Below are 14,755 nucleotides of genomic sequence, written 5' to 3'. Positions count from 1 at the left end.
TTCGTTTATAGTCTAAGATGCTGAAATACAATCAGCATAAAAAAAATCTCGCGCTGACGAGATTACTATACAAATATATAAAATATTTACGGCAATGTTCAAATAATTGTAAATTGCCTTTTTTAATTGAAGATGAAAAAAATACTCTTAGCGCTTAGTTGCATGGTAATTTTTGCTTGTAGCAATACTGATGATGTTAACAACTGTAATTTCTTATTTGATGCAAACGTCAACTTAACGGTAAATACTAATTTTCCGCAGTTTAGTCAATTACAATTTAATGGTAACGCTGTTTATGTATCTGGTTATGGTAATAAAGGTATTTGGCTATATAGAGCAAGTTCTAATATTTTGTATGCTTGGGATGCATCAGACCCTAGCCATGCACCATCGTCTTGTTCTACTTTAACAGATTCTGGTATTGGCGATATTGTAGTTTGTGGTTGTGATGATGGTAACCAATACAGTTTAGCAACTGGTTTGGGTTTAAGTGAAAACTCTCAATCCTGTACGTTGCAGCCATACAGAGTTGAGAGTCTTGGAAATAATACTTATTTGGTGAGTAATTAATCTCTCTTTGTCTTCTTTAAATAGATAGAGAACTCCAAACCAAAAGAGTCTCCTCTAAAACTAAAATTACCAGAGGTGTCTGGCGATTGTGACAAATTACTAAAGGTAAATTCTCCATCATATAAATCTTGGAGTGCAAAGTTGTAATATAGATTAGTACGCAACATCCATTTTTTGAAAGGAAAATACATACCAATACCAAATTGAGAATTAATATACCATGGAGCAGTTCTTCTGCTATATATTGAAGAGGTAGTTGTTGGTTCTGGTGAAATGTGAGCTCTTATACCATGTTCATCTAAAGTTTCCCCAAATTCTTCCGAATATCCTAATATCAAGCCACCATTAAAACTTAATTTTCCTAATTTTGTTGAAACTAAATATTCCCCAATTATAGGGATATTAAATCGCCAGCTTCCAGTATTGTCTTCTACATATAAATGTAAATCTCTGTCAACATTAGGGATTTCATTTTTATCTATTTTGTATTCAATATAATCCCTTACCAATAGGGCAGATAATCCAATTTTAAAATTGAATTTTCTAGTTTGTAAAATGTCATAATAAAAACCAAAATGAGGTGAAGTATAATCTCTAAACTTATATATTAATGTATTTGGTAATGGTGTTGACTCTGCACCAACATAACGAGAGACTCCAAACTGAAAAGATAATTTGTGGTAGTCATTAAAGAAATCCGTAGTTTGACCTGATACTTGTTGTAGTGAGCAGAGGAGTAAAGCAAGAATTATTCGTTTAAATCTCATAAGATAATTTATAAAATAAGCCGAAATCTATAAGACTTCGGCTTATTAGTTTTTACTATTTATTCATAAAAATAATCGTCAACATAGGTTGTACTATATCTTTTGTGAATGGTTTTTAACTCTTGTTTTTCGGTTTTATAAACATAAACAGATGGACCAGAAATTATAGTTTTGACTTTTCTACTTCTTTTTGTTTTCGATCTATTTTCATTATTTGCATTCGTACAATCATTATCTACAGACTCACCAGTTATAGTTGACGTCATTTTTGTACGCTTAGACGTCCATCCGCCCCACCAACGTTTCTTTTGATACTGTGTTTTGGCTTTAATTTTTGTTCCCCAAAGTGAGCTATAGCCTTTTAATTTTTGCGTCGCTTTAATACGTCTGTTGTTAGATACTGTAGCGTAATTTTTCTCGTCATAATCTGTTCTACAGGTTGTAGAACTCGTGTTTGGATTATTAGCCGAGCTACTGCCATAATATCCTCCTTCAATAATAACATTCTGTAAATTAAGCTGTGACGCATCAGTATTAGCTACTGTAGCTAATGTGCTATAATTACCATCTGTAATCTCTACATATCCAAAACGTGTCATTTGAAATAGTGATGCTCCGATTTTAACCTGTGCGTTTTCGTTAAGGACGGTTCTTACACCATCATCAAAAACATAATGGTTATCTGGCTCATTAGAGTCATTTAAAGTTTGGTTTTTAATTAAATCTGCTTGTGTGTCTCTAATGTCTTTACGAAGTGATATAAAGCCAGGAAATTGATTTTCAAAATCAATGTAAGGCTGATGCACATCATGACCTATTGCGATTTCTTTAGCTTCTAAATCATCATCGTTAAGATGATCCCATTTAGCTACAAAAGCATCATCATAGGCTTCTGCTTGTGTTTCTAAGTTATCTATAGTACTTAAAAATGTGGCTTGGTCAGGAAATTCTAACATTCCATTTACAAGCGCAGTGCCTGCTTTGGCTTCTGATGGTTTTACAAACCTTATTGCATCTGTTGTAGATAGATTAGTATCTTCTATATTGACATCCTCTTTTTGGCAGGATGCAAAAACCATTAACATTGAGAGCAATGTTAATCTTAATACATTTTTCATGTTTTTTAAAAAATTAAATTAAAAATTAAGATTAAACGTTGCAAATTATAAAGAGTCACAAAAGAAAATATTACTTTCGCGAAGTTAAACGCAACGTTTAACCAGTTTTGACGGACTGGAGAAGCTTCTACCTAGTAGGAGCTTTCTCATTTTTGGCATATAATATTTACATAGGCATTACTATTAGTTATACACTGTTTTGAAATAGGCTTATTGACTAAGCGTAAGAATCTCATTGTCAAAAGTAGCTTAAAATGAACTGGTTAGAATAAATATTCTTACATTTTTTTTTTTTTTAAAATTATTGTTAATGAGTTTTTAGATCGATTTACGTTAATAAAAACAACCTTTTTAAGAGTTTTACGGGAAAACCGTAATTAAAACTTTTTTTGAGGTAAATTTTAACAGTTTAAAATTTCCAAAATACGAAAATTATACAGGTTAATGTTGAGTATTATTAAATCACTCTAAAACTTCAAAGTAATACCAACCAAAAAGTTTCTAGTGGCTTGTGGATAAAAACCAGCACCTTCTATAGTAGTAATGCTTCCTGGATTAGACCAGCTGTCATCATAAGTATAGTAGTATCCATTAGAAATATATTCTTCGTTAAATATATTATTTACTAAACCAGAAAATACAATTTCTTTAAAAACAGAATTTGTTTTTAATGCGTAATTAATGTTAAAGTCATTGATAAAATAATCATCTAATTTAGATGATTTAGCTTCGGTATTGCTCATAAATTGTTCGCCAACAAATTTGCTTAATAAAGACATCTGAAGGTTTTTTATGGGTTGAAATACTATAGCATTGGCAGCAACTACATCTGGTGAGAACGAAATGTCTGTTTTGCCTAAATTTTGTAATTCGCCATCAAACGGAATGATGGTCTCATCATTTTTGTTGGTACTCAAGGTTAAATTAGGCTGTATTGTTACTTTAGAGGTAACAGGAATTATAGCTTCTAACTCTAAACCTAAACGGTAACTTTTACCACTGTTTGTTCTTATTGGGTTACCTACATCGTCTAGTTGTCCAGACAAAACCAATTGCTCATTATAACTCATGTAGTACGCATTGGCATTAAAAGTAAAGTTGCCTTTATTATGTCTCCAGCCTAATTCAAAATCATTTAATTGTTCTGGTTCTATAGATTCATTGCTTTCAAAATCGGTTCTATTTGGTTCTCTATTGGCTCTAGCATAAGAGAAATATAGATTGTTTTCGTTATTTAATTGGTAAGTAATTCCGGCTTTTGGGTTAAAGAATGTAAAGTCTTTATCTACGGCAAATTCTACTAAATCTGAGGTTGTCCCTGTAGTTTTATAGGTTACATTTCTCACCTGTAAATCTCCATACAAACTAATTTTTTCGTTAAGCTTATAGTTTGCTTTTGTAAAAACTGAAAGGTCGTTCTTTTTACTATTGCCATCGTAATAACGATCTCTAATTTCAGATTGACTTGCATATTCTGCCCAAATTACCTCACCAAAATGGTCACCATCGTAATGACTGTAAGATCCGCCAAAAATTAGATTGATATTATCGTTTTTATAGTTGGCATTAGCATTTAAAACGTAAAAATTATTATCTAACCATCGTCTTCTTATTAAATCGGTTTCGTCAATTATTTCGCCATTAATATCTAAAGGTTCAAAACCGTAATCAGCAAAATCTTCACCTTCTTTATATTGTTCAAAATAACCACTACCTTTTGTGTAGTTTAATCCAAGTGTTGTAGACCATTGGTTAGTGTAACGTTGATTCCAATGTAATTGATAATGGTCTTGACCGTAATTGTCTACTTCATTATCATAAGTATAATAGTTATATCTTCTGTCTGAATTTCTAAGATTTTCAGCTTCAGCTTCACTTAAATAGTTTTCGGCTATAAATGCTTCAATGCCTGCTTCGTCTCCATTGATTCTTGCTAAAGGTGTTCCGTACCATGCTTGGTAAGTTACTTCTTCTCCGCCAAAAGTGATTGCTTTTATTAACGTGTTGTCATCGATGTAAGACCCTTGTAAAAAGTAAGATTTTAAATCTGAAGAAGCGCGATCTATATAGCCATCTGAAGCAATGTTAGATAAACGACCTGCAATTTCAAAGTGATTATTCATTAAACCTGTACTAAACTTAACAGTGTGTTTTCTGGTATTATAACTACCAAAAGAATTAGAAATCTCGGCAGAGGCTTCTTTTGAAACAGCATCTGTTAATAGGTTAATACTAGCTCCAAATGCTCCCGACCCATTAGTAGATGTACCAACACCACGTTGCAATTGTAAACTTTCTGTTGATGAAGCAAAATCACCTAAATTAACCCAAAAAGTCCCTAAAGATTCCGCATCATTGTATGGAATTCCGTTAATAGTTACATTGGTAGATTGCGAGCTAATTCCTCTAACTCTGATACCTGTGTAACCTACACCTGCACCTGCATCTGTTGTAGTAACTACTGATGGTAAAAAATTAAGTAACATTGGGATATCTTGCCCCAAATTACGTTTTGCTAAATCTTCTTTACTCACGTTACTATGTGTAATTGGTGATTTAGCATCTACTCGTACTGCCTTAACTAAGACTTCATCTAGTTTTTCTACTTTGGTAGAATCTTGTGCTGGTTTGTTTTGTTGCGCTGTAGCGCTGACTGATAACACTAATAGTGTTAAAAAAAGAAATAAATTTTTCATTACGATTGTTTAAAATCGAATAAAAAGAGGTCATTATTCTTTATTGTTAATAATTAAAATTTTGAGCTTTAGGCTTATACGACGATAGTTAGTTGGTTTTATACTAAATCTATAGCTGTAGTCTTAAAACAGTTTTAAATTTAGAAGTCAAAACAACATTGAAAACCGTTATCGTATTTGCAAAAATATCCAAAATAGATATTTTCTTTACGCTCGTTTCCTAAACAGCATTACCTGTTCTAGGTTCAATGGGTATGATCTCAGCCGATAATAGGCACCCCTTTTTTGAGAACGTTGCAAAGATATGATAGATTTTAGAATTACGAATTAAGAATGTTGATTTTTTTGAAATGAAAAATAAACGTCAGGTCAAGTGAAATTCTTTTTTTTGGAATTTTGTATCGAGAACCTTTTGGAAATTGATTTAAATATGCTACTCCATACAATTCCATAGTCTTCGGAATTACTCGAAGTGACTAAAGTGGTTATTCTAATTCTGGTCGCTTTCTATTAGCTTTTTTTTCAGCATTTATGCGTTTATTCTTTAAGCGTTTCTTTTTAATAACTCTCGGAATTCTTGTAGGAATACGTAGTTTTTCTTCTTTTAACCCTTCTTCAATCAATTCTAAAAAACGTTGTGTTACTAAAGCTTTATTTCTAAACTGACTTCTACTTTCTGAACATGTTAATATTAAAATGCCGTCTTTATTTAAACGGTTACCAAAGAAATCTGTGAGCTTTTGTTTTTCTTCCTCATTAAAAACATTGGAGCTGTTAATATTAAAATATAATTCTGCTTTAGAGGATACTTTATTAACGTGTTGTCCTCCACTTCCTGAGCTTCGGACGTATTTATAGGTTAATTCAGATTTTAGTACGCTTGTGTCCACTATTCTTTAATTTGATGTGGTGCTTTTAGTAAATCATTTACTGTTTTTACAGGGTTAAATGTTATGATTGGCACTTCAACAAATATGGTAATCCAATCTGCCATACTTCCATTCCAAAGTCCTGGTAATTCTAAAGCCTTTAAATCTTTTCCGTTTTTTGTTTTTTGAGTTATAAAAGCTGCGTTATGATCCACGTAGTTTTCTAAATCAAACTTTTCTCCTTTATAGTTTTTTACACCACAAACTAAATCTACCGGATTAAAATGTGTTGCATTTTTAAGAAGATTGGCTTGCTTATGGTCATCTAGATTAATTTGTGCAGACTCCACAATTTGAAGTGACTGATTAGATTTTTCATCTTTAACCCAAAATGGACCTCCTCCTGGTTCGCCTTCATTTTTTACCATTCCGCAAATACGAATAGGACGATTTAGTTTTTCTTGTAAATATTCAATTTTATAATGATTAGTGTACTTTTTATATTCATCAGAAATTTTGATACTTAAATCTGAACTTAAGAAATTTTCAATGGTTTTAAACGTTGCGTCGGTAATGTCTTTTGTATTTAAAGTATGTAAATAATTAAATATTTGAGATTGTAATTGTAAAAGAATACCTGCTAAGACTTTTTTGTATTTTGAAATTTCTTCTTTGTATTTATAAACAACAACATTATCAATATTTTTAACAAAAATTATATCTGAGTCTAAGGCATTTAGATTTTTTAATAAAGCACCATGACCAGAAGGTCTAAATAATATTGAGCCATCGGCTTCTTTAAATGGTTTGTTTTTTAAAGTTACGGCAATAGTATCGGTAGATTGTTGTTGGTAAGAAAATGAAATATCGAATGTAACACCTGTGTTCTCCTCAACGTCTTTCTGAATTTTTTTAAATTCTTCAGTAAATTTATCCTTATGAGCTTCTGAAATAGTAAAATGTAATTTGGCTAAACCTTTGCTTGATGCGTATAATGCAGCTTCATATAAATGCTCTTCAAAAGCAGTAGAAACATGGTTTTTTTTATACTTATGAAACGGTAATAATCCTTTGGGTTGATTTCCAAAATTTAATTCACTTTCATCTAACATGGTTTTTGCAAAAAGCCAAACTTTTTCTTGATTTGGTAGAGCTTCAAAATCGATACCTCTAGATTTTAGTAATTCTAAAACCTGATTGTAAAACGGAAATTTTTCCATACCAACCATAAATAAAGACAATTCTTTTATTTTGTTTTTATTTATGTAAGAATTAAGAGACTGTTCATCTGCATTATATTCATTTACAAATTGAAATAAAAATTTAAACATTCTCGTTGCCGCACCAGAAGCAGGTACAAATTTTAATAAAGATTTGTTGTCTTTTTCAGTTTCAAAAACTTTAACAAATGCTTTTATACGCTCATCGCTTAATGCAGTAATACCATTATTAATTGTTGCTGCTTCAGAAATATTAGTAAAGGGAATACCTGTTTTAAAAAGTTCTATTTGTTTAGTTACAGATTCTTGTTTTAGACCTTTTAATTCTATTTGTTTTATGTCTTTTGTTGAAAATTTCATCTGTTAAGTTTTGTTGTTTTTGGGGTGTTTATAGTAGAGTATTTATTATTAAATTAATGATAAATATATTTATTTTTTGTTTGTTATTAGTTTGTCTATATGGTTTATAGCCAGTTCTAAACGTTCTTTTTTATTTCCTTTTAAAAGCACATAAGGCTTTTTGTAGGTTTTTAGAGCATTTTCAAAAGCCTTGAACATACGTTCTCTTTCATTTGGTTTGTCTCTAAGATCATCTGCTTCCCAAGGCGTGTCAATATAGGTTAAAAAGTATAGGTCGTAATAATTTTTTAGAGCATATGTCTCTAAAATCGGGTCACATGTACCTTGGTAATAGGCTTCGCTATATACTTTAGTTTCAAGTAAATCCGTGTCGCAAATTAAAACGGAATCTGTTTTTTGAGATAAATCATTTTCAAGTTTCATTTGTCCGATGGCTATAGGAAGTAAATCTTTAGGTTCGCAAGTTTTACGTTCATTATTCCATTTATCTTGAAGATAATCTCGGGCATATTCTGGCACCCAAACCGAATGATAATGCCTTGCTAATTGACGAGACAAAGTTGTTTTTCCTGTTGATTCTGGGCCAAATAAAACTACTTTTATGCAGTTGCTAGGCTGTTGTTTAAGTTTTTCTTCCATGCTAAATATCCAAATATGGCTATTACAGTGAATCCTAAATATTGGAAACTTGTAAATGTAAACCCTTTATAAAAATACAAAGGAATTGATATTAGGTCGCCAATTATCCAATAAATCCAATTTTCTATTTTACGTTTTGCCATTAACCACATTCCAACAAAAAAGGTAGCTGTAGTAATAGTATCAATATAAGCAACCCAACTAGTCCATTTATCAAAGGTTTTATAAACGATAAAAACAAAAATTAGCGTTGCTATAAATATAGCGACACTTATTTGTTTTTCTTTTTTAGTTGTTCTAGAGATAGGTGTTTCATGTTCTGTATCTATTTTTCTGGTCCAAACATACCAACCAAACACACTCATTATAAAATAATAGGCATTAATCATCATGTCTCCTAAAAGTTGCCATTTTAATAAGAGATATACAAAAATACAGGTGCTTATCATACCTGTGGGAAACACTAAAATGTTATTCTTTTTAGAAAACCACACCGAAAGAAAACCGAATATTACGGCCACAATTTCTAATACAATATCAGAGGTTTGGTACTCGGCATACTGACCGAAAAAGAAATCAAAAATGTGGTTCATAATGACTTCTATTGGTTTTAACCACTTTCATAGTTAGTACAGAAATGTCAACAGCTTCAAAAGACCGTTTTATTTCCTGGTTTAAGAAAGGCATCAGTTCTTCATAGTCACCAAATATTTGGGTGCTTAATGGGTTTTCTAGTACCTTAAATTTAGAATTACGTAATGCTTTTATAAAATTAATAACATGTTTTTCGTAATCATTTTGTAAAGGTGAAAGTGTTAAGTCTACTGATATTTCCATGGTTGATTTCCGAGAATTTGGATTTTTAATTAATTTTCTATTTATAAGATTCTAAATCGGGTTAATAGTCACAATTTACTTCCGTAAATGGTCAAAAAATGTTTCATCTTTTTCAAAAGCTGTTCCAATAACTATTAAATCGGCTCCAGCTTTGTAAGCCAATTCTATTTCGGTTTTAGTTCGTATACCACCACCTACAATGAGTGGTATACGCAATTCTTGTTTTACTTTTGAAATAATATAAGGTTCAATGGCATGTGTTGCTCCACTACCAGCTTCAAGATAAATAAGTTTCATACCTAATAGTTCTCCTGCTTTTGCCGTGTCTACAATGTGTTGAATCTGATCTCGTTCAATAGGTTTTGTTTGACTTACACGTTCTACAGAAGTTTGCTTTCCGTTCTCAATAAGTAAATAGCCTGTTGAAATTACCTCTAGATTTGAATCTCTTAATTTTGAAACCGCTTCAACATGTTTCCCAATTAAATAGTCCGGATTTCTCCCTGAAATTAACGACAAAAACAAAATAGCATCGGCTTTGTTTGTGATTTGTATAACATCTCCAGGAAATAAAACCACAGGTAATGTGGTATGTTTTTTTATTTCTAAGACTAAGGTTTCAGTTAAACCTGTGTCTACATCACTTCCTCCAACAAAAATATGCGTTGCAATAGATTGATTTACCTTTGATATAAAACTCTTAACATTGGTGAGTTTCATTTTATCTGGATCAATTAATACTGCAAGCAGTTTTTCGTTTTTTGCAACAGATGTGTTTATATTTTGAAAGATGTTTTTCATTAAGGAATGACGTAAGCACACATAAATTCATCAAATTCAAAAAAGGCAGTGTTATATCTGTATTTCTTGTTTTTATAATCAATCCAAGCTACGGTTTCACCATCTTTCATCATAAAAGGAATGACTAAGAAATGTTTATTAAATAGCATTCCTGGTGTTGCAAAAAGTTTATATAAAGATTCTTTAATTCCCCAAATTATGGTAAGTCGGTTAATGTAATCTTTGTCTGTAGGTTTTAAATAATTAAACTCATAATCCACAAATTTGTGAGCAATTTTAGTGATTTTATCACGTCGTTTTTCAATATCAATGCCAACTTCTTTATCACTTACAATAACACCAGAGAATGTAAACGAATGTGTAATAGAAATATGTTTGCCATCTTTAAGATGAGGTTTTCCATGTTCATCATAAAACAAATCTTGGTCTGTATAACCAAATTCTCTAAGTAAATGTCTAACACTTAAAAATCCACGTTGGTGCAGTTCGCTTTTCATACCTAAAACCCGATTTAAACTTTGTGGTTTTAGATCTAACGGTTGAAATAGCGTGTCGTAAGATTCGTCAATCTTCCAGATTTTAACAGTAGTTTGTGAGTTTACACTAATGGATTTGTATAGTGGCATTTAGAATTATGAATGTTATTGATTATCTTTGCAGCGCCTTAGGCAATAATGACATTTAATGATAGGCGAATTTAACTATTTAAGTGTTAAACCCAAAGGTGATTCAAAATATAAAAAAAACAAAGAAAAAGAACATGAGTACAAAAACTGTTGCTTACGTACCTAACAAGGTAAAAGATATGTCGCTTGCGGCTTGGGGAAGAAAAGAAATTAATTTAGCCGAAGCAGAAATGCCAGGTTTAATGAGTTTACGTGAAGAATATAAAAATGAGCAACCATTAAAAGGTGCGCGTATTGCAGGTTGTTTGCATATGACGATTCAAACTGCTGTTTTAATTGAAACATTACAGGCTTTAGGCGCAGAAGTAACTTGGAGTTCTTGTAATATTTTCTCAACCCAAGACCAGGCTGCTGCTGCGATTGCTGCCGCTGGTACTGCTGTATATGCTTGGAAAGATATGACAGAAGAAGAGTTTGATTGGTGTATTGAGCAAACACTTTTCTTTGGTGAAGACAGAAAACCATTAAACATGATTTTAGATGATGGTGGCGATTTAACTAACATGGTTTTAGATAAATATCCAGAATTAGCTGAAGGAATCAATGGCTTATCTGAAGAAACTACAACTGGTGTTCATAGACTTTACGAGCGTGTAAAAAATGGAACATTACCAATGCCAGCAATTAACGTTAATGATTCGGTAACAAAATCTAAATTCGATAATAAATATGGTTGTAAAGAATCTGCAGTAGATGCTATCCGTAGAGCAACAGATATTATGTTAGCTGGTAAACGTGTTACTGTTTGTGGTTATGGTGATGTTGGTAAAGGAACAGCAGCTTCTTTTAAAGGTGCAGGTTCTATTGTTACAGTTACTGAAATTGACCCAATTTGTGCACTACAAGCAGCAATGGATGGTTTTGAAGTGAAGAAATTAGAAACTGTAGTTGGTAATAGCGATATCGTTATTACGACGACAGGAAACAAAGATATTGTTAGAGCTGAGCATTTTGAAGCGATGAAAGACAAAACCATTGTTTGTAACATTGGGCACTTTGATAACGAAATACAAATGGCTTGGTTAAATGAAAACTTTGGTGATACTAAAGATACTATTAAGCCACAAGTTGATAAGTATACGATTAACGGAAAAGAAATTATTATTCTTGCAGAAGGTCGTTTAGTAAACTTAGGTTGTGCAACTGGTCATCCAAGTTTTGTAATGAGTAATTCATTTACAAACCAAACTCTAGCACAAATTGAACTTTGGAACAACAAAGAAGCCTACGGAAACGATGTTTACATGTTACCTAAACATTTAGATGAAAAAGTAGCAAAATTACACTTAGCTAAAATTGGTGTTGAGTTAACGGAGCTTAAAGACTATCAAGCAGAATATATTGGTGTAACGGTTGAAGGACCTTATAAGCCTGAGCATTACAGATATTAAATTCCTTTGAAAAAAGGAATCTCATCATAGAAAAATCCCAAGCATTAGTGTTTGGGATTTTTTATTTTAATTATCTTCCAACAAACTAAATTATAATGAAGGAATTAGATATTGCAGTTTTACAAAATGCATTAAATGATATTGAGAGTTATTTACCGAATAGTGAGGTTATGAACTCTAAGATTTCAAAAGTTAAAGTTGCTTGGCATTTAGATCATAGTTTAAAAGTTTTTAACGCTGTTATAATTAATATGAAAAACTCTAATCCAGAATTATATAAAGATGATTTTAGCTTTTTAGGTAAGTTACTGTTAACGTTTAGGTTTTTTCCAAGAGGAAAAGCGAAAGCACCAAAACATGTAATGCCATCCGAAACAATTTTTATAGATGATATAAAAACTCAATTGGTAAAGGCAAGACAGAACATTATGTTAATACCGAGTTTAGATAAAAACGCTTATTTTAAACATCCTTTGTTTGGAAATGTAAATACAACACGGGTTATTCAATTTTTAGATGCACATACAAATCATCATCTCAAGATTGTTAAGAGTATACTGAAGTAATTGTATTCCATATTTGAAAATAAATAAAGCCCTCACGAGTACCAATAACTTGTGAGGGCTTAAAGTTTTATATATTGGCTACTGCCTATTTCTTTTTACTCTTTCTTCTTTTCTTTTTCTTCTTACCACCATCTTTTTTAGGATGAACCAATGTCATTTCATCAATTAAATGCGTTGCACCAGCATATTTATCGACAATAAAAAGAACATAACGTAAATCTACCATAATGTTACGGCAGATTTCTGGGTCGTAATTCATGTCGCTCATAGTGCCTTCCCAAACACGATCGAAGTTTAAGCCGACTAAATTTCCTTCGGCATCAATTGCAGGACTTCCAGAGTTTCCACCAGTAGTGTGGTTGGTTCCTAGAAAGCAAACAGGTACTTTTCCGTTCTTATCTGCATACTGTCCGTAATCTTTAGCGTCGTATAAATCTCTTAATTTTTGTGGTACATCAAACTCATAATCGCCAGGAATGTATTTTTCAATAACACCATCTAAATAACTCACAGGATTGTAATAAACCGCATCTCTTGGCGAATAGCCTCTCACTTGTCCGTAAGTGACACGAAGTGTACTATTAGCATCAGGAAAATAACGTGCATTTGGTAAGGCTTCCATTAATGCCGTCATATATTTAGTTTGTAATGCTGTAATTGGTTCGTTTTTTTGTTGGTATTCTGGATTTAGGCTGTTAAAGAACTCATCAATAATAGGTTTTGCATAAGCAAAGGCAGCATCATTGTTTAGGTTTTTTATAACGGTTGCCGCATCGCCTTCTAGCAAACTTAAAGCAGAATCTAAATTAGTGAAAGCTGTATTGTCATAGATAGAAGCATCAACGTCTTTACCATATAAAGGCATTACATTGAGGTAGACGCCTTTATCTAAATCTGCATCATAATTTTTATGAATACCTTGTAGTTGACCAGTTAAAACTTCTTTTCCTCTTTCTAAATTATCAGGATTTGCAACTAAAGCTTGTTCAACTTGGTAAGCTCTAAAGGTCATTTGCATTAATTCATTGGTCACTAAAAAGACCTCAATAAAGTTTCTACGTTTAATATTTATTGGTGCGAAGTCTTTATAAAGCCTATCAAATTCCGGAAGGATGTTTCCATATTTATCTTCAAGTCCTTTTTCTTTTAAGGCTTTAGTAAATGTAGCTTCAAACGCTTTTCGTTTTTCAACAGCATTACTTTTTTCAATCCCTAAATTTTCGCCAATCCATTTTTTCCAAGCATTTGCAATTCGTGCTTGTTTAGAGGCATATTTAATTCTTACAGCATCACTTTCCTTCATTTTTTGGTCAATGACTTTTAAAGCCGCTTCTCGGATAGCAATATTTGTAGGATTAAATTCTTTTGTAATATGCTCAATGGCAACAGCAGGTAGATACTCGCTTGTTGTGCCTGGAAAACCAAAAACCATTGTAAAATCGCCTTCTTCAACACCATCTAAAGATACTGGTAAGTAATGTTTCGGTTTGTATGGCTTATTGTCTTTACTGTATTTTGCAGGTCTATTATTAGCGTCAGCATAAATACGAAACATTGAAAAATCGCCAGTATGTCTAGGGAAAACCCAGTTGTCTGTATCGCTTCCAAATTTACCAATACTGCTTGGTGGTGCACCAACTAATCTTATATCTTCAAAACGTTCGGTTACAAAAAGGAAGTACTGATTGCCTTCATAAAACGCCTTTGTTTTTACATCTTGCCAAGCTTCTTTTGGCCAAGTTTTTAAAACTGCATTTGTGTTTTTTGAGATTAAAGATTGCTTCTCAGTTTCAGTCATTGTATCAGCTATGCCTTTTAAAGCAACTTCCGTTACATCGTGAATGCTAACGATAAACTCAATAAATAAGCCTTCGTTTGGTAATTCGTCTTCAAGAGACATGGCCCAAAACCCATCTTTTAAATAATCGTTTTCTAAAGATGAGTGTGATTGAATTTGTCCAAAACCACAGTGATGATTGGTTAATACCAAACCTTGGTCTGAAATCACTTCACTTGTACAGCCACCATTAAAATGACCAATGGCATCCTTTAAGCTAGAGTTGTTAACGTCGTAAATATCTTGAGCTGTTAATTTACTACCCAAGCTTTGCATTTCAGTTTCATTCATCCCTTCTAAAAGCGAAGGAATCCACATGCCACCTTGTTGGGCAGACACTTGAAAAACAAAGAACAATAAAAGAATTTTTATAAAGCGCATAATCTATATTTTATTAG

At 32.1% G+C, this 14,755-nt stretch carries 14 protein-coding genes; 3 read left to right on the top strand and 11 right to left on the bottom strand.

Annotated elements, in window-relative coordinates:
- Positions 1-132: 132 nt before the first annotated feature.
- A complete protein-coding gene (locus HNV10_RS01760; protein ID WP_173299610.1) occupies positions 133-570 on the top strand; it encodes a hypothetical protein in 438 nt (145 codons plus the stop codon).
- Here HNV10_RS01760 and HNV10_RS01755 read toward each other — a convergent pair.
- The 10 genes from HNV10_RS01755 to HNV10_RS01710 form a co-directional block, all read right to left on the bottom strand.
- Positions 567-1,337, bottom strand: coding sequence for a hypothetical protein (locus HNV10_RS01755; protein WP_173299609.1), 771 nt, complete (start codon positions 1,335-1,337; stop codon positions 567-569). The genes HNV10_RS01760 and HNV10_RS01755 overlap by 4 nt on opposite strands.
- A 59-nt stretch (positions 1,338-1,396) precedes the next feature.
- Positions 1,397-2,455 carry a hypothetical protein gene (locus HNV10_RS01750; protein ID WP_173299608.1) on the bottom strand — a complete coding sequence of 353 codons (1,059 nt, stop codon included), beginning with the start codon at positions 2,453-2,455 and terminating at the stop codon, positions 1,397-1,399.
- A 467-nt stretch (positions 2,456-2,922) separates the two neighbouring features.
- On the bottom strand, positions 2,923-5,151 hold the full coding sequence (locus tag HNV10_RS01745; RefSeq protein ID WP_173299607.1) for a TonB-dependent receptor: 2,229 nt from the start codon (positions 5,149-5,151) through the stop codon (positions 2,923-2,925).
- A gap of 485 nt (positions 5,152-5,636) precedes the next feature.
- The gene (arfB, locus tag HNV10_RS01740) at positions 5,637-6,041 is read right to left on the bottom strand and encodes an alternative ribosome rescue aminoacyl-tRNA hydrolase ArfB (protein ID WP_173299606.1); all 405 of its coding nucleotides are present in this window, start codon (positions 6,039-6,041) and stop codon (positions 5,637-5,639) included.
- Entirely contained in the window at positions 6,041-7,600 is a 1,560-nt protein-coding gene (locus tag HNV10_RS01735; protein WP_173299605.1) for a DUF4301 family protein, read from the bottom strand. The genes arfB and HNV10_RS01735 overlap by 1 nt, the downstream gene beginning before the upstream one ends.
- A 69-nt stretch (positions 7,601-7,669) precedes the next feature.
- Entirely contained in the window at positions 7,670-8,239 is a 570-nt protein-coding gene (locus tag HNV10_RS01730; RefSeq protein ID WP_173299604.1) for an AAA family ATPase, read from the bottom strand.
- Entirely contained in the window at positions 8,200-8,832 is a 633-nt protein-coding gene (gene pnuC / locus HNV10_RS01725; RefSeq protein WP_173299603.1) for a nicotinamide riboside transporter PnuC, read from the bottom strand. The genes HNV10_RS01730 and pnuC overlap by 40 nt, the downstream gene beginning before the upstream one ends.
- On the bottom strand, positions 8,816-9,076 hold the full coding sequence (locus tag HNV10_RS01720; protein ID WP_173299602.1) for a hypothetical protein: 261 nt from the start codon (positions 9,074-9,076) through the stop codon (positions 8,816-8,818). The genes pnuC and HNV10_RS01720 overlap by 17 nt, the downstream gene beginning before the upstream one ends.
- Positions 9,077-9,151: 75 nt before the next feature.
- The gene (locus tag HNV10_RS01715; RefSeq protein WP_173299601.1) at positions 9,152-9,877 is read right to left on the bottom strand and encodes a geranylgeranylglyceryl/heptaprenylglyceryl phosphate synthase; all 726 of its coding nucleotides are present in this window, start codon (positions 9,875-9,877) and stop codon (positions 9,152-9,154) included.
- Positions 9,877-10,503, bottom strand: coding sequence for a 4'-phosphopantetheinyl transferase family protein (locus HNV10_RS01710; protein WP_173299600.1), 627 nt, complete (start codon positions 10,501-10,503; stop codon positions 9,877-9,879). Before HNV10_RS01710 ends, HNV10_RS01715 begins: the two co-directional genes overlap by 1 nt.
- A 134-nt stretch (positions 10,504-10,637) precedes the next feature.
- Between HNV10_RS01710 and ahcY the strand changes: the two genes are divergently transcribed.
- Together ahcY and HNV10_RS01700 are read left to right on the top strand one after the other, a co-directional pair.
- A complete protein-coding gene (gene ahcY / locus HNV10_RS01705; RefSeq protein WP_173299599.1) occupies positions 10,638-11,954 on the top strand; it encodes an adenosylhomocysteinase in 1,317 nt (438 codons plus the stop codon).
- A 95-nt stretch (positions 11,955-12,049) separates the two neighbouring features.
- Positions 12,050-12,520 carry a DUF1569 domain-containing protein gene (locus HNV10_RS01700; RefSeq protein ID WP_173299598.1) on the top strand — a complete coding sequence of 157 codons (471 nt, stop codon included), beginning with the start codon at positions 12,050-12,052 and terminating at the stop codon, positions 12,518-12,520.
- Between the two features lie 85 nt (positions 12,521-12,605).
- Here HNV10_RS01700 and HNV10_RS01695 read toward each other — a convergent pair whose 3' ends face one another.
- On the bottom strand, positions 12,606-14,738 hold the full coding sequence (locus tag HNV10_RS01695; RefSeq protein ID WP_173299597.1) for a S46 family peptidase: 2,133 nt from the start codon (positions 14,736-14,738) through the stop codon (positions 12,606-12,608).
- Positions 14,739-14,755 lie beyond the last annotated feature (17 nt).

It is taken from the genome of Winogradskyella litoriviva, from assembly GCF_013249065.1.
GTDB lineage: Bacteria > Bacteroidota > Bacteroidia > Flavobacteriales > Flavobacteriaceae > Winogradskyella > Winogradskyella litoriviva.
Note: the sequence above shows the minus strand (reverse complement) of the source record. Positions and strands in the feature narration are given on the sequence as shown.